The organism is Flavobacterium cutihirudinis, from assembly GCF_003385895.1.
Lineage (GTDB): Bacteria > Bacteroidota > Bacteroidia > Flavobacteriales > Flavobacteriaceae > Flavobacterium > Flavobacterium cutihirudinis.
In genome coordinates, this window is record NZ_QRDQ01000007.1 from 1,197,314 (window position 1) to 1,219,916 (window position 22,603).

Genomic DNA, 22,603 nt, shown 5'->3' on the forward strand with positions numbered 1-22,603 from the left:
AAACTTCAAATTTTAAAGAACCAATCAGTATCTTTAGTTAATCGGTTCTTTTTTTAATAAATTATCATAATATTCTATCGGATTAATAGGCATTAAAATAATAAACAATACTATTCTATGGGAAATTTAGCAACAGCTACTTTTGGTGGCGGATGTTTTTGGTGTATTGAAGCTGTTATTCAGCGTTTAAACGGAGTAAAATCCTTAAAATCAGGTTATTCGGGAGGTTTTATTAAAAATCCACCCTATCGTGAAGTTTGTACTGGCAGAACCGGACATGCGGAAGTCATACAAGTCACTTTTGATCCTGACATAATTTCATACCACGATTTGATTTTTATATTTATGACCAGTCACGATCCTACAACACTTAATCGTCAGGGTGCGGATGCTGGTACACAATATCGTTCTATTATTCTATATCATGATTTAGAACAAAAAACAATTACTCAAAAGGTTTTCGAAGAAGTTCAGCCTTTTTATGATGATAAAATCGTAACAGAATTGACCGCTTTCGAGGTTTTTTATGAAGCCGAAGAAGATCATCAAAATTATTATAACAACAATCAGGATGCGCGTTATTGTCAAATCGTAATTGATCCAAAAGTGCAGAAACTGAAAAAAATGTACGCCGATAGATTAATTTAAGTTTTAGCCACTGATTACATAGATTAAGATTATTTTTATAAATATCTTCAATGATTTACCAAGAAGCAAAAAGAATCCTTTTAATCTGTGTATCCCGATAGCTATCGGGAGTGGCAAAAAAAAAATACCACAAATGAAAAATTTAAAAATAAATAATCGATTTACAGCTGAATTGCCTGCCGATCCAGATTTAACAAATGAAGTTCGTCAGGTGAAAAACACCTTGTTTTCATATGTAAATCCAACAAAACCTTCAAATCCTAAACTAATTCATGCTTCAGAAGAAGTAGCTGAATTAATTGGAATTTCAAAAGAAGAAACCAAATCTGAAGATTTTCTAAATGTTTTTTCAGGAAAAGAAATTCTTCCTGAAACGCAGCCGTTTGGTATGTGTTATGCTGGACATCAGTTTGGAAACTGGGCCGGACAACTTGGTGACGGACGCGCTATAAATTTGACTGAAATTGAACATGATAATCAGTTTTACACGCTTCAATTAAAAGGAGCAGGAAAAACGCCGTATTCAAGAACTGCAGATGGTTTGGCTGTTTTACGCTCTTCAATTAGAGAATATTTATGCGCTGAAGCCATGTTTCATTTAGGAGTTCCTTCTACTCGATCGCTTTCTTTAATCTTATCTGGAGATCAGGTTTTGCGTGATGTTTTATATAATGGAAATCCTGCATATGAAAAAGGCGCAATTGTTTGCCGTGTTGCTCCATCTTTTATCAGATTTGGAAGTTTTGAAATGCTGACTGCCAGAAACGAATTGAGAAATTTAAAACAATTCGTTGAATTCACAATTACGCATTACTTTCCGGAAATTACCGGTGAACCAAAAGAACAATATTTGCAATTTTTCAAAAAAGTTGCCGATACAACACGAGAAATGATTCTACATTGGCAACGCGTTGGCTTTGTACATGGCGTAATGAATACAGACAATATGTCGATTCACGGAATAACGATAGATTACGGACCATATGGCTGGCTTGAAAATTATGATCCAAACTGGACACCAAATACAACTGATAGTCAAAATAGAAGATATCGTTTCGGGAATCAGCCACAAGTAGCACAATGGAATTTGTATCAATTAGCAAATGCACTTTATCCTCTTATAAACGAAGCTGAGCCGTTAGAAAAGGTTTTAGAATCGTTTATGAATGATTTTAATTCGGATTATAAAGAAATGTTTTTAAGTAAATTAGGATTGTTTACTTCAACTGAAACTGACAACGGATTAATAGCAGATTTAGAGAATAATTTGCAACTGACAGAAACAGATATGACGATCTTTTTCAGAAATTTAAGTACTGTTGAAAAATCAGATTTCGCACCAGAAGCAATTGAGAAAATTAAATATTCATTTTACAAACCGGAAGAAGTTTCTGGAGAAATTTTAGAGATTTGGACAAAATGGTTCTCAGAATATTTAGAAAGATTAAAAGCTGAAAGTTTATCAGATGAAGAACGTTCTCAAAAAATGAACCTGATAAATCCTAAATATGTGCTTCGAAATTATATGGCACAACTTGCCATCGATGCTGCTGATAAAGAAGATTATTCATTAATTGACGAACTTTATACACTTTTGCAAAAACCATATGACGAGCAACCGGAATATGAAAAATGGTTTGCAAAACGTCCTGATTGGGCAAGATCAAAAGTTGGCTGTTCAATGCTTTCTTGTAGTTCTTAAAGTTTTTTTTTGCCACGAATTACACGAATTTTCACGAATTAAATTTTACTATTTGAGTGTTTCAAGTCTTTGGGAAAGAATTTACGCAAAGCATTTCGACTTCGCTCAATGCGACAGCTTTAAAAAAATTAGTGAAAATTCGTGTAATTCGTGGCAAAACTTTATTCTGAAGTAATATAATCCACAATCATTTTAGCATGTATTCTTGAATTCTCAATAAACCATTTATGCGTCTGCATTCCGCCACAGACAACTCCGGCAAGAAATAATCCTTCTATATTTGTTTCCATTGTTTCAGGATTGTAAACTGGAATTTTTAATTCGTCACTAGAAAGTTGGATTCCGATAGTTTCAAGAAAATTTAAATCAGGCTTATAACCTGTTAACGCTAAAACAAAGTCATTTTCAATAGTAATTTTTCCCTCCGGAGTTTCAATTTCTACTTCATTATCTCTAATTTCAGTGATATTTGATTCAAAATAAGCTTTAATGCTTCCTTCTGCAATCCGGTTTTCGATATCGGGTTTAACCCAATATTTCACTCTATTGTTGATTTCGTTTTTACGAATTACCATCGTTACATTCGCTCCTTTTCGCCAACATTCCAGTGCTGCGTCAACAGATGAATTATTAGCGCCAACTACTAAAACATTACGGAAAGCATATTCGTGCGCTTCTTTATAATAATGACGAACTTTTGGTAGTTCTTCACCTTTTACATTCATTGTAATTGGTATATCGTAAAAACCAGTTGCAATAACTACGTTCTTAGAACTATAATTATTTTTATCCGTTACAATTTCAAAGTGATTTTGATTTTTTTTCTCAATTTTGGTAACTTTTTCAAACAAATTAATAGAGAAATTAAAATAGCGATGAATATTTCGATAGTATTCTAAAGCTTCTTGGCGACCGGGTTTTGGCGCCAAACAATTAAACGGAATGTCTCCAATTTCTAATCGTTCAGCAGTAGAAAAAAACGTCATATACAGCGGATAATTGAAAATACTATTTACAATCGCACCTTTTTCTATTATTAAGTAATTTAAATTTTTCTTTTGAGCCTCAATTGCACAGGCAAGACCAATTGGTCCGCCTCCCACAATAATCAAATCATAATCTGTCATAAATCAGTTATTTTTCCCAGTCTTTATAAGGGTTTTTGCTTAAGTACGCGTTATAGTATCTTTTGTCATTTGTGACTTCTTCTCCAAGCCAGTCCGGTTTTTCAAAAGTCTCATTTTCAGATTTTAGCTCAATTTCGGCCATAATCAAGCCTTCGTTTTCGCCATAAAACTCATCGACTTCAAAAACATGATCTCCGGATTTAATTTCAAAGCGAGTTTTCTCAATTTTTCCTTTTTCGCATAATTTCAGCAATTCCTGGGCTTCCTCAAAGGGAATTTCATTTTCCCACTCAAAACGTGTCATTCCTCCCTGATGTCCAATTCCTTTTATTGTTAAAAAGCCTCTGTCGCCTTTAATTCTCACGCGAACGGTTCTTTCAGGAATGGAGCTTAAATAACCTTGAGCAATTTTATTTTGAGTAAAAGCCTGTTCTTTAAAATCTTCAGATTTTACAAGAAACTTTCTTTCAATTTCAACCATTTTGATACTTCAATTAATTTTAATGCAAGTTACTCAATTTAATTCAGGTCGGGAAATGATTTTAAAAGCTAGAAGAGTTTAAAATTGTAGTCTCTTAACTTTGTAGTATTATCAATTTAATTGATTATTAACATGTTAGGTGTTTTTATTTCGTTAAATTTGATAGAATCTTAACATGTGAACTTATGTCTAAAAAAGCACTTTATCTCTTAGGCATTGCATTAACCATTATTTTAGGTACATTTTTGTATGTAAAATTTTGTTGCAATTGCAGCATGCAAACACCAGCCGCTGATACAGAAAAAGTACCAACAGTTGCAGTCAAGGACAATAATTTTGTTCCTTTTGTTCTTAATGGTCCAGGAATTAATTTCCGAACCAATGACAACCTCAAATTCTTAAAAAACAGTGCTGCATTGATTGTACCAGTAAGTGATTCTGTGACAATTGGAGTTGATAATTTAAAGACATTTTTAATTGCCAATCCTAAGCAAAAAGTGACTATTACAGGTTATGCCACTTCTGATGAAACCAATACAACTAAATTTGAAAATCTTGGTTTAGCCCGAGCAAATGATGTTAAAAATTATTTTGTTTCCAAAGGTTTATCTGCTGCACAGTTTGATACAAAAGGTGAAATTATAGCGAGTTGGAAAACCAATTTAGATACACTTTTAGGTCCTGCCGAATATAAATTTGAAGCTATTGATACTACCGCAGTGGCGACTGATGAATGGAGTATTTTGAAAGATAAAATAAATACAGATCCTTTAATTCTTCATTTTAACACCAATAAATCCAGCGATAATCTCACCGCAATCGAAAAACAAAAAGTAGCTGATATTGCCAAATATATGGATCATGTAAAAGATGCTTCGGTTTTAATTGTAGGGCATACAGACGATGTTGGAAACCGTGATGCTAATGTTATTTTAGGGCAAAAACGGGCAGAATTTTCTAAAAATTACTTAGCTAAAAACGGGATTGATGCTTCTCGTATCACAACTGAATCTAAAGGCCCGGATGAACCTGTGGGAGAAAACACAACTGTCGAGGGAAAAGCGAACAACAGAAGAACTGTAATTACAATCAAATAATTTAAAATATATAATCATGAATATACCTTGTATCTTAATACCGGCATTAGTGGGATTAATCTGTGGAATTTTAGGTTACTTGCTAGGGAAAATGAATTCTAAAACTGACAATTCGCTTGCAATATCTTTGCAGGAAGATCTAGATGCCTGCAAGGCAAATACCAAAAATTTAAATGCAAGAATAGCACAATTAGAGGCTGATTTGGCAGCAAAAGCAAAAATCGCTGCAGCACCACAGTCGTTTGCTGCATCGGCACCGCTTATCTTATTTGATAGCGCATTGGCAGCAACTGTTTTTGGAAAAAAAATAAAAGAAAATGATTTGAAAATTGTTGAAGGAATTGGCCCAAAAATAGAAGCTTTATATCATAGTGCCGGAATTACAACGTGGTATGAACTGTCACAAACTTCAACTGAGAAATCACAGTCTATTCTAGATGCCGGCGGTGAAAATTATGCAATGCATAATCCTAGTACCTGGGCTAAACAAGCTTTAATGGCTTATCAGGGAAAATGGCAGGAACTCAAAGACTGGCAAGCTAACTTGCTTGGAGGAAAAGAGTGATTTTTGGAGATTCAAAGGCTTAGAGTAGCAAAGGTTCGGAGGTTTTTATAATACAAGCCTTTGAACCTTTGTTCCTTTGGAGCTTTGAACCATTAAAAAAAATCCCATTTTTTTGAAGTATTATACCATAACTGTCCTTGAGAAACTTCCAGTGGACATTCAAAATTATTGGTATAAAGTGCTCCGGTTCCTAAACCTTGTGGCATTTTTGAATTTTGGATAAAAGTCCATTGCGAAATAGCGTTCAATCCAATATTGCTTTCTAAAGCTGATGTAATCCACCAGCCTATTCCGTATTTATCTGCCAAATCAATCCATTCCTTCGTTCCTCTGAAACCACCAATAAAACTTGGTTTCAAGATTATGTATTGAGGTCTAATTTTCTGAAGCAATTTTTCTTTTTCTTCCAATGAAAATATACCAATAAGTTCCTCATCCAAAGCAATTGGAAATGGCGTATTTTTACATAAATCAGACATTGCCTGAATATTTCCTTTCTTAATAGGTTGCTCAATACTATGAAGCTCAAATTGATTTAATTGATTGAGTTTATCTAAAGCTTCGTTTAAAGTAAAAGCACCGTTAGCATCCACTCTTATTTCTATTTGTTCAGACGAAAAATGGCTTCTTATAAATTGCAGTAAATCTAATTCTGTCTGAAAATCGATGGCTCCAATTTTAAGCTTTATGCAATTGAAACCAGTTGCGAGCTTCTCTTCTATTTGTTGTTTCATAAACGAAGCTTCACCCATCCATACTAATCCGTTTATAACAATTGATTTAGAACCAGAAGTAAATTCGGAAGGAAATAAAACATATGGATTTTCATTTTTTAAAGATAAAAAAGCCATTTCAACACCAAACTGAATAGAAGGAAATTCTAATAAAGCTTCCCAAAGAGCCGTTTCTCCTAAATAAATATTCTCACAAACCCATTTTAGTTTTTCTTCATAATCATCACGATCATCAGCGCTTAATCCTCGTAAAATACCACATTCTCCAATTCCTTTTTTATCATTTTCTTCTAAAATAATAAACCAGGTTTCCTTTTCGGTCATAATGCCACGAGACGTTCCGGATGGACGTTTAAAATTGAGCATATATTTTTGATAAGACGCCTTCACTGCTTTGTGTTTTTTTTGAACCATGTAAGTAATATAAGAAAATTTTAAGCTTGGGTTTGAATCCTTGATAACGCTTTTTTTAGATCATAAAAGCAAATTAAATTTAGAGTGTGCTGTAATTTAAATGGACTTAGATGACTTATATGGTGAATATTTTTTAATTATAAAGTTTTAAGATTTTTTCGAAGTCTTTTGATGGAAGACCTGCTTTTTGGAAAATCGCAAAATCGGATTTTGTTTTTTCTTTCCAGCTTATATTGTCAGTTACGTTTTGATCTTGGTATCTTTTGTAAATAGTCTTTGCATCACTATAATTATCGGTGATTAAGTACAAATGTGCTAAATTTAATTTTACTAGCAATTCTGTATTATCCAGCTTTTCGCCTTCCTGCAAAAACTTCAAAGCTTTTTCGTACTGTTTTGTCAAAATGTAACAATAACCAATCGAACTGTAATCTAATGCAGTAGCTTTTCCTTCTTTAATAATTGTGTTTAGTTTAGGAATTGCTTCGTTGTACTTTTGCTGTTTGATTAGTACAGAAGCTTGATTTCTAAGATCATTAAAAACGTTTTTAGAAATATCAGCATCTTTATAGCAAGCATTTCCAAAGTCTTTGTAAACTTTATTTTTTTCTATTGGAAGTAGTTTTTGAAATTCGGCATAACGATACTGTTTCATTATTTTTTCGAGAATACAAACGCAAAAATCATCTGAATTGGCCATTTTTTGAACCATTGTTGATGTTTTGCACAGACTGATAATATCATTTTTATTGTCCTGATTCCAGCCACGGTTTAATTTGGTATCCACCCATGGCACTACTTCTAAAACAACTTTCTGCTTTAAAAGCCAGTTTTTACTATGAAATCCAAACCAAAGGGTGCTTACATTTTGTGCTAAACAAGTTGATTTATCAAGCGATAATCTTTTGGCATCTTTACTTAAAGGTTCGTCTTGCGAATAACAGGCTTTATCTGTTTTCCCGTCTTCGATATATTTTTTGGCATTTTCAGAAGAGGTAAATAAGGCATAAGTACAAGTATCATCTCCTGATATTTTAGACATCAAAAAAACTGCTCCGGCTGAACCTTGACTGATTCCGGTTGGATCTGGAATTGATTTTAAGACAGAAACCAGACTGTTTGCCATTTGTTGGTTTTCATCCAAAAGTGTGATTCGGTAGACGATTTCTGTTGTACCAACAGGTAAATCTTCTGTTTTTATTGAGATTCTGTCACGAGCAGAAACAATAATTTCTTTTGTAGTTGCGCGTTCTTTGTCCCAATAGCCGTCTTTTTGCGCAAATGAAGTAAATGAAGTTGTAATTAAAAGAAATAGGGTTAATCTTTTTAATTTCATATTGATAGATGATTTTTCAAATTCAATTTTGTCATTTCGACCGAAGGGAGAAATCACACAAATAACTCCGTATGCATTATCGCTAATCTTTGTAGAGTTTCTATTGTGATTTCTCCCTTCGGTCGAAATGACATATATTATGCCAAACTGATTAATGTATTAAAAACTACAATTCAATTGATTCACCAATTCCTAATAACATCAAATCTTTTCCCTTGTCGAAAAACTTTTTGATTGCTTCTTCGTGATTGATTTCGATGTAACCGAAAGTATCAAAATGATAGCCTAGAATTTTATCGCATTCTACAAAATCTGAAGCGATTATAGCATCTTCAACATCCATTGTAAAATTATTTCCGATAGGAAGAATGGCTAAATCTAGCTTTGTTCGTAACGGAATTAATTTCATATCATATGTTAAAGCTGTATCACCTGCGATGTAGATATTTTTGTGCTCGCTTTCGATTACAAATCCACCAGGATTTCCTCCGCCAGAACCGTCAGGAAAGGTACTTGAATGAATAGCATTTACATATTTAACTTTTCCAAAGTCGAATTTCCAGCTTCCGCCATGATTCATTGGGTGAGAATTAAAGCCAAGTTTTGCATAATAACTGGCAATTTCAGCATTTGAAACAATAACAGCGTTGGTTAATTTTGCCAAAGCCTGAACATCTAAAACGTGATCAGCGTGTGCGTGTGTCAATAAAATATAGTCTGCTTTTAAATCTCTTAGGTCGATTGCTGCTGCAGCCGGATTTCCTGTGATAAATGGATCAACAATAATATGTTTTCCGCCAACTTCGATTCCTAAAGATGCATGTCCGTAAAATGTAATTTTCATGATTAAATTTTTTAAGTTGAACTTATTTTATCTTCCACCCAGAAAAAGATTAACAATGATATCTGAAATCAACGAAATCATACAAACTGTCAGTAAAATTGAAAGCAAAAAGGTGCTTAGTGCCAGTTTTTTTAATTCTGGGTCTAATAATTTGGGATTTTGGTTTTTAGAAACCGTTACTAAATGTTTTGCTAAAGGGATAAATGCAAGTAAAAACAAATATTGATCGAATCTGTAATCACTTAAAATTGCAAAAACAACAACTAAAAGCATCGCCGTAATAATCAAAGTAAAATGATAAATTTTAGCTTTGGCTCCGCCCATTTGAACTACAATAGTATTTTTTCCTGATTTGCGATCTGATTCTTCGTCTCGCATATTGTTTAAGTTTAAAACTCCAACACTAAGCAAACCAATTGAAATTGCAGGAAGAATCAGTAACGGATCAACTTCCTTTGAATAGAGGAAGTTAACACCCAATGTACTAACCAATCCGAAAAAAATAAAAACAAAAACGTCTCCAAATCCTTTGTAACCGTACGCGGAGTTTCCGACTGTATAGCGAATTGCCGAAACAATTGCAGCAATTCCTAACAATAAAAAGAAAATTGAATAACCAAAATTATCCTTCCCGAAAGCAAAATAAATTAGTATAACTGCTGATAAAAGCGTTAGTAAAGAAGTAATAATAATTGCCTTTTTCATCGCTTGTGGCGTAATTACCCCACTCTGAATAGCGCGCTGCGGCCCTACTCTGTCAGCATTGTCGGTACCTTTTACTCCATCCCCATAATCATTGGCAAAATTGGATAAAACCTGTAAACCTAATGTTGTTAAAAGTGCAAAACCAAAAATTTTCCAGCTAAATACTTCTGTCGGCGTATTGATAGTTTCTGTTGGGTTTGATAAAGCGTAGATGCTTCCAACAATAATTCCAGAAACTGATAAAGGCAATGTGCGCAATCTTGCGGCTTCAATCCAATGTTTCATTATTTGTTTTGTTTATTTTTGGTTTCAAGTTTAATGTTTCAGGTTTATAACTTGAAACCTGAAACGTTAAACTAATTTATAACTTTTTTATGGCAACCATTTATTTTCGCCAAAGTCTGGTTTTCTTTTTTCCAAGAAAGCATTTCTTCCTTCTTTTGCCTCTTCGGTCATATAAGCCAAACGGGTTGCTTCTCCGGCAAAAACTTGTTGCCCAACCATTCCGTCATCAGTTAAATTCATTGCAAATTTTAACATTTTGATCGAAGTTGGCGATTTTTGAAGGATTTCCTGAGCCCATTCATATGCAGTTGCTTCTAATTCGTCGTGCGGAATTACAGCATTTACCATTCCCATTTCAAAAGCTTCCTGAGCAGAATAATTTCTTCCTAAAAAGAAGATTTCACGCGCTTTTTTCTGCCCTACCATTTTAGCTAAATAAGCAGATCCGTATCCGCCATCAAAACTGGTAACATCAGCATCTGTTTGTTTAAAAATAGCGTGTTCTTTACTTGCCAGCGTCATGTCGCAAACTACATGCAAACTATGACCACCACCAACAGCCCATCCTGGTACTACTGCAATAACTACTTTTGGCATAAAACGAATTAATCGTTGCACTTCAAGAATATTCAAACGATGTTGTCCGTCCTCGCCTACGTAACCTTGGTGTCCACGGGCATTTTGATCGCCTCCACTACAAAAAGAATAAACACCGTCTTTAGTAGATGGCCCTTCAGCAGAAAGCAAAACTACTCCAATTGAAGTATCTTCCTGAGCATCATAAAAAGCCTGATATAGCTCTGAAGTTGTTTTTGGGCGAAAAGCATTTCTCACATTTGGTCTGTTGAAAGCAATTCTGGCAACTCCGTTGCATTTTTTATACGTTATATCTTCAAATTCTCTGGCAGTTATCCAATCCATTTCTATTTGTTTAGTTTTAAAAAATTATAGTGTAAAAATAAACCATTTTTACATTTTTACCTACTCAATTTGATTTAAGTCTTATGCCAAAACGCTGCGGAATGTTAACAATTGGTATTTACTTACAAAAAATAACACTTTTTAACATTAGTTTTGAAAAAATATGAGTAATTTTACACCCTAGAAATCAACGAGATACAAATTATTTTGTTGATATAAGATTGATTTTCTTTCACTGATTTATTAACCTAAAAAATGATTTTTTTGAGAAAATTTAAAAAATTTGTCGCTCATTTTTTTATGGTTTTTAAAAGTAAACCCTTGACTAATGAGCAAATGATTTATTCATTTGTTGAAACTTCAAAGAGGAGATAGTAACACCTACGGTTAAACGATAGAATTGTTGATGTAATTAGTATCAAGATTGATTACGAAAAGAGGAAAAATACTAACCGAAACTTTCTAAAAGTTATTTTTTTAAACCAAATGGGTTAGCCGTGAAATTGAATTTTTGATATGAATATAAATGTATTGATTGTTTAAAGACATACCCAAAGAGAAGTAATTTCTAAAAGCAATAAAGCTATTATTTTTCAATGGATTCGAATTTATTTTATTTCTGTTTTTTTTTAATTACAATTTTTTTTAAAACTAGAATAAAAAGAGAAAGGCTGCTTGTAATGAGCGGCCTTTCTTGTTACAAGAAATTAAAATCCAACACAAAAATTCCAAATTCCAATCTTTCTTTGTGGCAAAATTGGAATTTGGAATTTTTGTGTTGGATTTTTTTTTTAAACTATTCTTTTACCAGATAAATTCCGTCTTCTTTAATTTCAATGAGTTTTTCTTTATATAAAGCTCCAACAGCTTTTTTGAATGTCTTTTTGCTCATTTTTAATACCGTTTTGATGTCTTCTGGGTGTGAATTATCATTCAGTCTCAAGAAACCTCTATTAGCTCTTAATTCATCCAGAATTTTCTCTGCATTTGGCTCAATGCTCTGGTATCCTTGAACTTGTAATGCTACATCTATTTTATGATCAGGGCGGATATTTTTTATGTATCCGCGCATACGGTCGCCTGTTCGTATTGCGTCGTCATAAACTTCATCTTTGTATAAAAGCCCTTTATGTTGCTCGTTGATGATTACATTGATTCCCAGTTCGGTAATATGAGAAACGATCAAATCGACTTCTTCACCTTTTTCAACTGTAAGATGTTCGTTGTTTAAAAATTGATTCAACTTACTTGAGGCAACCAAACGATTTGTTTTTTCGTCTTTATAAAGATAAACCAAATAACGTTTTCCTTTTTCCATTGGACGTGCTTGCTCTTTAAACGGAACAAGAATATCTTTCTCCATTCCCCAATCCATAAAAGCCCCAACATTATTGATGTAATTTACTCTTAAAAGCGCAAATTCATTCAATAAAATATAAGGTTCTAAAGTTGTTGCAACTGGACGTTGCTCATGATCCAAATAAACAAAAACAACAAGTTCCTCGCCTATTTCAAAAGCATTTGGAACATATTTGTTTGGAAGTAAAACGTCGTGAATTCCTTCAGGATCTTTTTCAGGATTTCCTAAAAATAATCCAACTTTTGTGTCACGTAATATAGTTAGTGTATTGTATTTTCCTATTTCCAGCATATTCTTATGATTCTAAGCTGCAAATGTACGAAGTTTGAAAGTGGTAATTCTAAAATGTCGCAGATAAAAATAAAAAGCACCGCAAATGCAGTGCTTTTCTAAATTTTCAAGTTTGCTAAATTAACTTATAAAATACTATTAAGTTCTTTAAAATACATTTTCAAAACAGCGTCGTTCTCAAAAGTTGGCGTAAAAATTTCCAAAATAGACGGAGTATCATTTTTCTTATAAAGTAAATCGATATTTTGTTCTAAAGAATCTAAATCGTCAGCTTTAAAATAAGTAAACTGATACATTTTAGCCAAATGTTCTGCTGTAAGATGATGAGAAGTTTCAAAATAGGTATTAAAAACAGGCTTTTCTTCATGTCCTGGCAAAATCCTGAATATTCCTCCTCCTCCATTATTAATTAAAATAATTTTGAAGTTTTTAGGAATATAGGCATTCCATAAAGCATTGCTATCGTATAAAAAACTTATATCACCTGTGATAAAAATGGTTTGTTTTGAATTCCCAACTGCAGCTCCTATCGCTGTAGAAGTGCTTCCATCTATTCCGCTGGTTCCTCTGTTGCAAAATACTTCAATCGACGGATCAATATCTATTAATTGCGCATAGCGAATAGCCGAACTATTACTTATTTGCAATTGACTATTTTTTGGAAGCGTTTCTATAACTTTCTCAAAGACTTTAAAATCTGAAAAAATAGTTTTATTTAAATATTCGGCTCTCTTTTTTGTTCTGAGATTATAAATTTTACTGATTTTAGCAAAATAATCGCTTTCAATACTTTTTGTTTTAGATAGCAATTCAGTAAAGAAATCATTTGGATGCATTACAAAATGCTTTGTCAATGCGTTAAAAGTATCATAGGCACGTAACGTATCAATATGCCAGTGATGTGCTGGTTTATATTTTCGTAAAAAAGCTTTGATTCTTTTTGAAACAATCATTCCGCCAAATGTTACCAAAACTTCAGGCTGAAATGCATTAAAATCATGATCATCAAAAGGTGTTATTAAGGTGTCAATACTATTAATAAAACTAGGATGATGCAAGTTTGATGTTGTTTCTGTCAACACAACAACAGATTGATGTGCGGCAAGCTTTTCTATAATTTTTTCATCGATAGTATTCACTTCATTTACACCAACCAGAATAAGTTTTCGCTTTGCATTATTCCAGATTGAAATAAAATCGGCCTCGTTCTCGATAGTTTTCGTTTCGGCTTTTTCTTCTAATTCTGTGATTTTAGGCTGAACAGAAAGTACTTCTGTAGTTTCATATAAAGGTTCTTCAAAAGGAGCATTAATATGAACTGGACCTTTTTGAAGAATTGCTGCTTCAATTGCTTCGTTTATTTTTAAATCGTTTATTTCAGAAGCTTCTTCAGTCAAATTAGCATTATAAACAGAATGGTTTATAAAAACATTTTCCTGTCGGATGGTTTGTCCGTCGCCAATGTCAATTTTGCTTTGAGGGCGATCTGCCGAAATTACAATCAAAGGAATCTGACTGTAAAAAGCTTCGGCTACAGCCGGATAATAATTTAACAATGCCGATCCGGATGTACAAACAAGTGCTGTTGGTTTTTTGGTTTGTTGTGCAATTCCTAGTGCGAAAAACGCAGCGCATCTTTCGTCTGCAATACTATAGGAAGTAAAATTAGGATTTTGGGCAAAGCCAATCGTTAAAGGTGCATTTCTTGAACCCGGAGAAATTATGATGTTTGTGATTCCTTTTGCTAAACAAATTTCGATAATGCTTTGTGCTAGCGGTATTTTGGGGTAAATCATTCGTACGGTGTATTATTTTATAAAGAAAATCTTTTGTCAAAGATTCTTTTCAGGAAAACAAAGTTACGAACTTCGGGTTTGATTTAACTTATAAATGGGAATATATTAAGACTGGTTATAGAAAAAGGGAATATATTTGTAAAAGCGAATTTTGATAAAATCTAAATTAATGATGCGTTTCTTCTCTATTTTCTTTTTTGTGCTTGTTTTGCAGACAGTGAATTCTCAAAATCAATTTGTGCCTCAGGATACTCCTTATAAAACAGGCCTTGAAACTGCAAAAACACAAGGGAAACCGCTTTTTATAATGCTTTATGCAGATTGGTGTCCGCATTGCAATCAAATGAAAAAAGAGGTTTTCAGCGATCCTAAAGTGATGGATTTCCTGAACAAAAATTACGTTTGCATTTGGAAAAATATTGAAAAAGAAGAAGGAACTGCGCTTAAAAACAAGTTTCGTACTACATCACTTCCGGCTTTTCTTTTTTTAGATCCTTCAAATGAAACACTTTTGTACGCTTTAAAAGGAGAAATGAAAACGCCGGAGTTTATGGCAGAAGCAAATTATGCTTTAAATCCAAAATTCCAGCTTCCGTATTTAGAAAAAAGCTTTTTAGATGATCCTTCAAATTCAGATAAATTCTTTGCTTATCTGAATACATTAAAAAAAGGAAAAGACCGAGCAGAATTATCGATTCCTACGCATACTTATTTAAACACACAATCGGATGCTCAATTAGTATCTGAAACAAATTGGCGTGCCATTGCAAATGGTGTTACGGATATTAATTCAAGAGAATTTCAGTATGTTTTGAAACATCAGAAAGAATTTGCAGCCGTAGCTTCGCAAAATCGCGTAGATCGAAAAGTAGAGAATATCGTTAATGAATTGCTTCGTCCTCTGGTTGATAATTTGGATACTATTAATTATTACAAACAACGTGAAGTTGCAAAATCAATACATTTGCAAAAAACAGATTCACTGGTTTTTAAGTTTGATCTGACCATGGCTGAGCGTACAGAAAAATGGCAGTTCTACAAAAAAGTTACGCTTGAAGATACTGAAAAATTGGTTTGGAATGATGCTACTTTCCTGAAAGATATCGGGCAAACTTATCTAAAACATATTAAAGACACGGAAAGTTTAAAAAAGTCAATTTTTTGGGTAAAACATTCTATAGAGTTAAATGACAGCTATGACGGAAATTTGCTTTTGGCTCGTTTATATAATAAAATAAAGGACAAGAAATTAGCACTTCAATATGCTAAAGAAGCAAAAATTATTTGCACAGAAATGACCTGGAATACTAAAGAAGTTGATACTTTACTGGCAGAATTAAACACAAAATAATTACATTATAAATACAATGGAAGTTACGCTTAGACCAGCAACAATAAATGATTTAGAAAAAATTCTGGAAATCGTTAATTACTCAATTTTGCATACTACTGCCAATTACAGTTATGATATTCAAACTCTTGATGTGCAAACAAAATGGTTTGAGGATAAAAAAGCTAAAAATCTTCCTGTGGTTGTTGCAGAATTAAATAATGAAGTAGTTGGTTTTGGAAGTTATGGGCAATTTCGCGAAAAAATTGGCTATCAATATACTATTGAACATTCGGTTTATGTGGTAGACAATGTGATAGGAAAAGGAATTGGATCAAAATTACTAACAGAGCTTATTCGTTTGGCAAAACAACAAGGTTATCACGTTATGATTGGTGCAATCGATGCAGAAAACGCCGGAAGCATTGCTTTTCATGAACGGTTTGGTTTTGTTGCAACGGGAACAATTCGTGAAGCGGGTTATAAATTTGACCGTTGGCTGGATTTGGTTTTCATGCAATTGATTTTAAAATAAATGCAAAATCTTCCTTTACATAAAAAAATAATTCTCTTTGACGGCATTTGTAATTTATGCGACAGTTCTGTTCAGTTTGTCATTAAAAAAGACAAAAAGGATATTTTCCGCTTTGTTGCACTTCAATCTGATTTAGGAAAAGAGATTTGCCAATATATTGGTGTCGATTCAGATAAAATGGATAGTATTATCCTATACAATCCAGGCGTTGCATATTACTACAAATCATCGGCTATTATTGGGATTGCTAATGCTCTTGGCGGAATTTACAGCCTTTTTTCAATAGCTAAAATCATTCCTGAGAAAATTCGAAATATACTTTACGATTATATAGCCAAAAATCGCTACAAGTGGTACGGGAAGAAAGAAAGTTGTATGATTCCTACACCGGAACTAAAATCGAAGTTTTTATAATTGTTGTTGGAGTTTCTTTAAAGCCTTACAAACGCTTCGTTTACTTTATAATCTCCAGCATAAGGAATTAAAGATTTAAAGAAAGGATTGTTTTCGGACATTTGATAAACCTCAAAAATAGATTTATTAGATGAAAAATGTATATTCTGTAAAAATCTATCATTTAAGTCTCCGTAAACAGTAAAAGTTTCAATAAACATGGAAATACCTTTTTTTAAGACTGAAGGATTAGTAAACTCTTTTGGGAGAAACATATTTATGAAAGTATTATTATCAATGTATAATTCACCTGTACTGTCATTAATAGGTTTCAAAGTACCATACGGCGTTCTCTCTAAAAAAAGAATTAATCTCTGACCAGCTTTTAATTCATTAACTCTCGGATCACAAAGCCATTCTTCCCAAATTGAAACTTTAATTTTTGCGCCTGATTTTCCTTTTACAAATTGGTTTATAGTGAATTCATAATCGTTTTTCGAAACTTTAGAAATAATTCCGTCAACAATTAAATCAGCTTTTGCAATAACAATTGAATATGGTAATTCATTTTTTTTAAATCCATAGTTTAAAATTGGAAGCAAAAATAAAATTAGACATGCAACTTGTTTCATACAGTTATTATTTTTTACTAAAATAACACTTTTTTGTTATACTGAACGAAGTCAAAGTTCCACAAACTAATTAAACAAATGGGACTTCGACTTCGCTTAGTCTGACAAGATTGTGTTATCGCAATTCTCCTGATTATTTCTGACGTTTTTTCAAAACTTCAATAACGTCATTTAGTTGAAAACCTTTTGCTTGTAACAAAATCAAATAATGAAAAAGTAAATCGGCGCTTTCGCTAAGAAACAAATCATCATTATCATCTTTGGCTTCAATAACAACTTCTACAGCTTCTTCACCAACTTTTTGTGCAATTTTATTAATTCCTTTTTCGAATAAAGAAGCCACATAACTTTTCTCAGAATCTGCGTTTTCTCTTCTGGTTTTGATTGTGTTTTCTAATTGCGAAATAAAACCATAATTTGCTTCATTTGGTTCTTGCCAGCAAGTATCTGCACCCGTGTGACATGTTGGCCCGACAGGTTTTGCCTGAATTAAAAGCGTATCACCATCACAGTCGTTTTTAATGCTTACCAAATTCAAAAAGTTGCCACTCTCCTCGCCTTTTGTCCAAAGTCTTTGTTTTGAACGGCTGAAAAAAGTTACTTTCTGCGTTTCAATCGTTTTTTGAAGCGATTCTTCATTCATATACCCCAGCATCAAAACATTTTTAGTTTCTGAATCCTGGATAATCGCTGGAATCAATCCGTGTGCGCTTTTTATATCTATGTCCATAATTTTAGTCTAAAGTTGTAAAGTCGAAAGTCTTAAAGTTAAAACTAAAGTCTGACTTCTATATTGTTATTTTTTAATTCTTGTTTTAACGCTTTAATTTCAATCTCTTTAAAGTGAAAAACACTTGCTGCCAAAGCTGCATCCGCTTTTCCTTTTTTGAATGAATCAACAAAATGCTGAATGTTTCCGGCTCCTCCCGATGCAATAATTGGAATATTCACTAATTCTGAAAGTTTTGCCAAAGCTTCGTTTGCAAAACCGTTTTTAGTTCCGTCATTATCCATTGAAGTGAATAAAATTTCTCCCGCGCCACGTCTTGCTACTTCAACAGCCCAATCGAAAAGATTCAATTCGGTTGGTACTTTTCCACCAACCAAATGTACGATCCATTGCCCGTCAATTTGTTTTGCATCGATTGCAACTACAACGCATTGACTACCAAATTTCTGAGCCAAATCATTAATCAACTGCGGATTTTTTACTGCCGATGAATTGATCGAAACTTTATCAGCCCCGTTATTTAGTAAGATTTCAACATCTTCTACAGATGAAATTCCACCACCAACCGTAAACGGAATGTTGATTTTCTCGGCAACACTTCGAACCATATTTACTAAGGTTTTACGTCTTTCTTCTGTAGCCGAAATATCCAAAAAAACCAATTCATCTGCACCTTCAGCCGAATAAATTTCGGCCAATTCTACCGGATCACCGGCATCGCGCAAGTCAACGAAATTAACGCCTTTTACCGTTCTTCCGTTTTTTATATCTAAACAAGGTATGATTCTTTTTGCTAACATTTATCTAATTATAAAATCCTCTAATTGTTTTAAGCTAATTCTTCCTTCGTAAATTGCTTTTCCTATAATAGTTCCTTCGCAACCTAATTCGGCTAATTTTGGTAATTCATCAAAAGTTGAAATTCCTCCTGAAGCGATTAGTTTTACTCCTTTTGCTTCCGCTAAAATTTTACTATACAAATCAAAACTTGGGCCTTGAAGCATTCCATCTTTTGCAATATCCGTGCAAATAACGTACTGAATTCCTTTGCTTTGATAATCCTGAATAAACGGAACCAAATCTTCATTTGATTCTTCTAACCAACCCGAAACTGCGATTTTTTCATCTTTTGCATCAGCGCCTAAAATAATTTTTTCTGAACCGTATTCTGAAATCCATTTTTCGAAAATTGTTCTGTTTTTTACGGCAATACTTCCACCAGTAATCTGATTTGCTCCACTTTCAAAAGCAATTCTCAAATCATCATCCGACTTTAATCCGCCTCCAAAATCAATTTTTAAACTGGTTTGTGTTGCGATTTGTTCTAATATTTTATAATTGACAATTTTGCTTGATTTTGCACCGTCAAGATCTACTAAATGCAGGAATTCAATTCCGTGCGCTTCGAATGATTTTGCCACTTCAAGCGGATTTTCATTGTAAATTATCTTGGTATCATAATCACCTTTGGACAAACGAACGCATTTTCCTTCAATGATATCTATGGCTGGTATTATTCTCATTTTTTATTAGTCTTAAAGTTTGAAAGTCTAAAGTCATAAAGCCTTTTCTGATTTTCAAAATTGATATTTTGATTGATTTTTGATATTGAAATATTTACAGCTTCAGGAAATTTCCAAGGATTTTTTCCCCAACATCACCACTTTTTTCCGGGTGAAACTGTGTTCCGTAAAAATTATCTTTTTGTAGAGCCGAAGCATATTCAATATCATAATTCGTTGTTGCAATAGTTTCGGCACAATTTGGTGCGTAAAAACTGTGAACCAAATACATGAACTCATTTTCAGAAATTCCCTTAAACAAATCAGTTTTTAAATCGTAAATCTGGTTCCAGCCCATTTGAGGTACTTTTACGTTGTTTGAAAATTTCAAAACGTCAACATCAAAAATTCCTAAACCTTCGGTATTTCCTTCTTCTGTTTTATTGCACATTAACTGCATTCCGAGACAAATTCCTAAAACCGGCTGTTTCAATTGCGGAATCAAATTATCCAAACCGCTTTCGCGAAGTTTTGTCATCGCTGAACTCGCCTCGCCAACTCCAGGAAAAATCACTTTATCTGCCAGTTTAATTTCGTCAGGATTATTACTCAAAACAGCTTCAAATCCTAATCTTTCAATAGCAAACATAATGCTCTGAATATTTCCTGCTCCGTAATTTATAATTACTATTTTCATTTTATAAAGCTTTAGGCTTTAAGCTGTAGGCTATAGGCTTATTGCCTATTGCTTATAGCTTAAAGCGTTTTACAGCATTCCCTTGGTCGAAGGCAAAATCATTTTTTCTGTATCTCTTTTTACGGCTACTTTTATTGCTTTCGCGAAAGCTTTAAAAATCGCTTCAATTTTGTGATGTTCGTTGATTCCTTCTGCTTTGATATTTAAGTTGGCTTTTGCACCGTCTGTGAATGATTTGAAGAAATGATAAAACATTTCAGTTGGCATTTTTCCAACCATTTCACGTTTGAATTCTGTTTCCCAAACCAGCCAGTTTCTTCCTCCAAAGTCAATTGCTGCTTGCGCTAAACAATCATCCATAGGAAGACAAAATCCATAGCGTTCGATTCCAAGTTTGTTTCCTAATGCTTTCGCGAAAACTTCTCCTAAAGCAATAGCTGTATCTTCGATTGTATGGTGTTCATCTACCTCTAAATCGCCTTTTACCGTGATTTCTAAGTCCATTTGACCGTGACGTGAGATTTGATCCAGCATATGGTCAAAAAACGCAATTCCGGTGTCGATTTTGCTTTTTCCTGTTCCGTCAAGATTTAAGTTGATATAAATATCTGTTTCATTGGTTTTGCGGGTAATTGAAGCCGAACGTGCTTCTAATTTCAAAAACTCGTAAATTGTTTTCCAATCCATTGACTGCAAAACAATTGTTTCATCCAGTTCTTCACGTTTTGATGAAATTTCATTGCTTCCAATTCCGTCCGTATTGTTCATGAAAATAGCTTTTGCACCTAGATTTTTAGCTAATTCCACATCCGTCAAACGATCTCCTAAAACAAATGAGTTTGCCAAATCATAATTTGGATTATTCAAATATTTGGTCAACATTCCAGTTCTTGGCTTTCGTGTAGGCGCATTTTCTTCCGGAAAAGTTCTGTCTACAAAAATTTCATCAAATAAAACGCCTTCGTTTTCAAATGCTTTTAAAATAAAATTTTGTGTAGGCCAAAATGTGTCTTCCGGGAAACTGTCCGTTCCCAATCCGTCTTGGTTGGTTACCATTGCTAATTCATAATCTAATTCATTTGCAATTTTAGCCAAATATTGAAAGGCTTTTGGATAAAATTCAAGTTTATCCAAACTGTCTAATTGATAATTCTCTGGTTCTAAAACAATCGTTCCATCACGATCGATAAAAAGTACTTTTTTCATGGTTTATTTTTCTTTTGCCACAGATTATACAGATTAAATGGATTTTTTTTCGCCATGAATTCACGAATTGCAAATTAAATTCGTGCTAAAAATCACGTCTAGAAAGAAATCATTTTAATCTTTCTAATCTGTGGCTAAATATTTTTAACTTAATAATTTCAATTCTCTAATTACAACAGTGTTTTCTTCTTTTGTTCCAATTGTAAAACGTAGACAATTTTCGCATAAAGGCTGCGTCGTTCTATTACGAATTACGATTCCTTTTTGAATTAATTGATCATATCTTTTATTTGCGTCATCTACTTTTGCTAGAATAAAATTCGCTTCTGTTGGATACACTTTTTCAACAAAATCAACTTCAAGTAAAACTTTAAGTAATTCTTCTCTTTGCTCAATTATTGAAACTATTTCTTGTTTTATCTTCTCTGAATCTTTCAGTCTTTCTATAGCTCTTTGCTGCGTTAATTCATTAACATTATAAGGTGGTTTTATTTTGTTTAAAATAGAAATCACAGCTTCTGATGCATAACAAATTCCTAAACGAATTCCAGCCAAACCATACGCTTTAGAAAGTGTTTGCGTAATTACCAAATTTGGATACGCGTCGATTTCTTGCAACCAACTTTCTTTATTAGAAAAATCAATATAAGCTTCATCAATTACAACTAAACCTTTAAAGTTTTGCAATAATTTCACCACACTTTCATCTGAAAAAGAATTTCCTGTAGGATTGTTTGGAGAGCACAAAAAGATGATTTTTGTATTCTCATCAACAGCTTCCAGAATCTTTTCAACTTGAGGCTGAAAATCTGTTGTAAGTAAAATTTCTCTGTTTTCTACCGCATTTATGTTTGCTAAGACACCGTACATTCCGTATGTTGGCGGCAACGAAATAATATTGTCTTTTTTAGGTTCGCAGAAAGCTCTGAAAAGTAAATCTAAAACTTCGTCGCTTCCATTTCCCAGCAAAATTTGACTTTGTTTTATCGAATTGTTTTTGGATAAAATGGCTTTAACCGAATTCTGTTGCGGATCCGGATAACGATTTACGCCATTTTGAAACGGATTTTCATTAGCATCCAAAAAAATCATTTCGGCTGTATCAAAATCTTCAAACTCATCTCTTGCAGAAGAATATGGTTTTAAGGATTTTACGTTTTCACGTGTTATTGTATTTATATCGAAAGTACTCATTGTATTATCTTTATTCCTACAAGGTTTTTAAAACCTTGCAGGTATTATTTATTTATCATCTAAATCGAAAATTTATTA

23 protein-coding genes are annotated in these 22,603 nt (G+C 33.2%); 7 read left to right on the forward strand and 16 right to left on the reverse strand.

The window, feature by feature from the left end:
• Positions 1 to 117: 117 nt before the first annotated feature.
• Positions 118 to 648, forward strand: a complete 531-nt coding sequence (gene msrA / locus BD847_RS05225) for a peptide-methionine (S)-S-oxide reductase MsrA (protein ID WP_115887187.1) — start codon at positions 118 to 120, stop codon at positions 646 to 648.
• 133 nt (positions 649 to 781) lie between these two features.
• The gene (locus BD847_RS05230; protein WP_115887188.1) at positions 782 to 2,350 is read left to right on the forward strand and encodes a protein adenylyltransferase SelO; all 1,569 of its coding nucleotides are present in this window, start codon (positions 782 to 784) and stop codon (positions 2,348 to 2,350) included.
• Positions 2,351 to 2,511: 161 nt separating this feature from the next.
• Here BD847_RS05230 and BD847_RS05235 read toward each other — a convergent pair whose 3' ends face one another.
• Both BD847_RS05235 and BD847_RS05240 read right to left on the reverse strand, forming a co-directional pair.
• Positions 2,512 to 3,477 (reverse strand): YpdA family putative bacillithiol disulfide reductase, encoded by a 966-nt coding sequence (locus BD847_RS05235; protein WP_115887189.1) that lies wholly within the window; start codon positions 3,475 to 3,477, stop codon positions 2,512 to 2,514.
• 7 nt (positions 3,478 to 3,484) lie between these two features.
• A complete protein-coding gene (locus tag BD847_RS05240) occupies positions 3,485 to 3,958 on the reverse strand; it encodes a CYTH domain-containing protein (RefSeq protein WP_115887190.1) in 474 nt (157 codons plus the stop codon).
• Positions 3,959 to 4,143: 185 nt separating this feature from the next.
• Between BD847_RS05240 and BD847_RS05245 the strand changes: the two genes are divergently transcribed.
• Together BD847_RS05245 and BD847_RS05250 are read left to right on the forward strand one after the other, a co-directional pair.
• The gene (locus BD847_RS05245) at positions 4,144 to 5,055 is read left to right on the forward strand and encodes an OmpA family protein (RefSeq protein WP_115887191.1); all 912 of its coding nucleotides are present in this window, start codon (positions 4,144 to 4,146) and stop codon (positions 5,053 to 5,055) included.
• A 16-nt stretch (positions 5,056 to 5,071) separates the two neighbouring features.
• Entirely contained in the window at positions 5,072 to 5,620 is a 549-nt protein-coding gene (locus BD847_RS05250) for a hypothetical protein (RefSeq protein WP_115887192.1), read from the forward strand.
• Between the two features lie 92 nt (positions 5,621 to 5,712).
• Here BD847_RS05250 and BD847_RS05255 read toward each other — a convergent pair whose 3' ends face one another.
• From BD847_RS05255 to menD, 7 genes are all read right to left on the reverse strand, one after another.
• Positions 5,713 to 6,744, reverse strand: a complete 1,032-nt coding sequence (locus tag BD847_RS05255; RefSeq protein WP_115887363.1) for an o-succinylbenzoate synthase — start codon at positions 6,742 to 6,744, stop codon at positions 5,713 to 5,715.
• A 157-nt stretch (positions 6,745 to 6,901) separates the two neighbouring features.
• Entirely contained in the window at positions 6,902 to 8,104 is a 1,203-nt protein-coding gene (locus tag BD847_RS05260) for a tetratricopeptide repeat protein (protein ID WP_115887193.1), read from the reverse strand.
• 166 nt (positions 8,105 to 8,270) lie between these two features.
• The gene (locus BD847_RS05265) at positions 8,271 to 8,948 is read right to left on the reverse strand and encodes a metal-dependent hydrolase (protein WP_115887194.1); all 678 of its coding nucleotides are present in this window, start codon (positions 8,946 to 8,948) and stop codon (positions 8,271 to 8,273) included.
• 27 nt (positions 8,949 to 8,975) lie between these two features.
• Positions 8,976 to 9,938: a 1,4-dihydroxy-2-naphthoate octaprenyltransferase gene (menA, locus tag BD847_RS05270; protein WP_115887195.1), complete on the reverse strand. Its 963-nt coding sequence runs from the start codon at positions 9,936 to 9,938 to the stop codon at positions 8,976 to 8,978.
• 87 nt (positions 9,939 to 10,025) lie between these two features.
• Positions 10,026 to 10,859 carry a 1,4-dihydroxy-2-naphthoyl-CoA synthase gene (locus BD847_RS05275; protein ID WP_115887196.1) on the reverse strand — a complete coding sequence of 278 codons (834 nt, stop codon included), beginning with the start codon at positions 10,857 to 10,859 and terminating at the stop codon, positions 10,026 to 10,028.
• Positions 10,860 to 11,655: 796 nt separating this feature from the next.
• Positions 11,656 to 12,510 carry a CvfB family protein gene (locus BD847_RS05285; RefSeq protein ID WP_115887198.1) on the reverse strand — a complete coding sequence of 285 codons (855 nt, stop codon included), beginning with the start codon at positions 12,508 to 12,510 and terminating at the stop codon, positions 11,656 to 11,658.
• Between the two features lie 125 nt (positions 12,511 to 12,635).
• Positions 12,636 to 14,306, reverse strand: coding sequence for a 2-succinyl-5-enolpyruvyl-6-hydroxy-3-cyclohexene-1-carboxylic-acid synthase (gene menD, locus BD847_RS05290; protein WP_115887199.1), 1,671 nt, complete (start codon positions 14,304 to 14,306; stop codon positions 12,636 to 12,638).
• Positions 14,307 to 14,475: 169 nt separating this feature from the next.
• On the opposite strand from menD, the gene BD847_RS05295 reads away from it, so the two are divergent.
• Genes BD847_RS05295 through BD847_RS05305 form a run of 3 tightly spaced genes read left to right on the forward strand, consistent with a single transcriptional unit; the run spans position 14,476 to position 16,585 of the window.
• Positions 14,476 to 15,657 carry a thioredoxin family protein gene (locus BD847_RS05295; RefSeq protein ID WP_244201560.1) on the forward strand — a complete coding sequence of 394 codons (1,182 nt, stop codon included), beginning with the start codon at positions 14,476 to 14,478 and terminating at the stop codon, positions 15,655 to 15,657.
• Positions 15,658 to 15,673: 16 nt separating this feature from the next.
• Complete coding sequence (locus BD847_RS05300) at positions 15,674 to 16,171, forward strand: GNAT family N-acetyltransferase (protein ID WP_115887200.1); 498 nt, start codon at positions 15,674 to 15,676, stop codon at positions 16,169 to 16,171.
• A complete protein-coding gene (locus BD847_RS05305) occupies positions 16,172 to 16,585 on the forward strand; it encodes a thiol-disulfide oxidoreductase DCC family protein (protein WP_115887201.1) in 414 nt (137 codons plus the stop codon).
• Between the two features lie 17 nt (positions 16,586 to 16,602).
• On the opposite strand, the gene BD847_RS05310 is transcribed toward BD847_RS05305, so the two are convergent.
• From BD847_RS05310 to hisC, 7 genes are all read right to left on the reverse strand, one after another.
• On the reverse strand, positions 16,603 to 17,196 hold the full coding sequence (locus BD847_RS05310; RefSeq protein WP_115887202.1) for a hypothetical protein: 594 nt from the start codon (positions 17,194 to 17,196) through the stop codon (positions 16,603 to 16,605).
• Positions 17,197 to 17,329: 133 nt separating this feature from the next.
• Positions 17,330 to 17,926 (reverse strand): bifunctional phosphoribosyl-AMP cyclohydrolase/phosphoribosyl-ATP diphosphatase HisIE, encoded by a 597-nt coding sequence (hisIE, locus tag BD847_RS05315; protein ID WP_109193403.1) that lies wholly within the window; start codon positions 17,924 to 17,926, stop codon positions 17,330 to 17,332.
• A 44-nt stretch (positions 17,927 to 17,970) separates the two neighbouring features.
• Positions 17,971 to 18,726 carry an imidazole glycerol phosphate synthase subunit HisF gene (gene hisF / locus BD847_RS05320; RefSeq protein ID WP_115887203.1) on the reverse strand — a complete coding sequence of 252 codons (756 nt, stop codon included), beginning with the start codon at positions 18,724 to 18,726 and terminating at the stop codon, positions 17,971 to 17,973.
• Positions 18,727 to 19,449 (reverse strand): 1-(5-phosphoribosyl)-5-[(5-phosphoribosylamino)methylideneamino]imidazole-4-carboxamide isomerase, encoded by a 723-nt coding sequence (gene hisA / locus BD847_RS05325; RefSeq protein WP_115887204.1) that lies wholly within the window; start codon positions 19,447 to 19,449, stop codon positions 18,727 to 18,729. It abuts the gene before it with no gap.
• Between the two features lie 94 nt (positions 19,450 to 19,543).
• Complete coding sequence (gene hisH / locus BD847_RS05330) at positions 19,544 to 20,125, reverse strand: imidazole glycerol phosphate synthase subunit HisH (protein ID WP_115887205.1); 582 nt, start codon at positions 20,123 to 20,125, stop codon at positions 19,544 to 19,546.
• Between the two features lie 69 nt (positions 20,126 to 20,194).
• Complete coding sequence (gene hisB / locus BD847_RS05335; RefSeq protein ID WP_115887206.1) at positions 20,195 to 21,331, reverse strand: bifunctional histidinol-phosphatase/imidazoleglycerol-phosphate dehydratase HisB; 1,137 nt, start codon at positions 21,329 to 21,331, stop codon at positions 20,195 to 20,197.
• 144 nt (positions 21,332 to 21,475) lie between these two features.
• Entirely contained in the window at positions 21,476 to 22,525 is a 1,050-nt protein-coding gene (gene hisC / locus BD847_RS05340; protein WP_115887207.1) for a histidinol-phosphate transaminase, read from the reverse strand.
• Positions 22,526 to 22,603 lie beyond the last annotated feature (78 nt).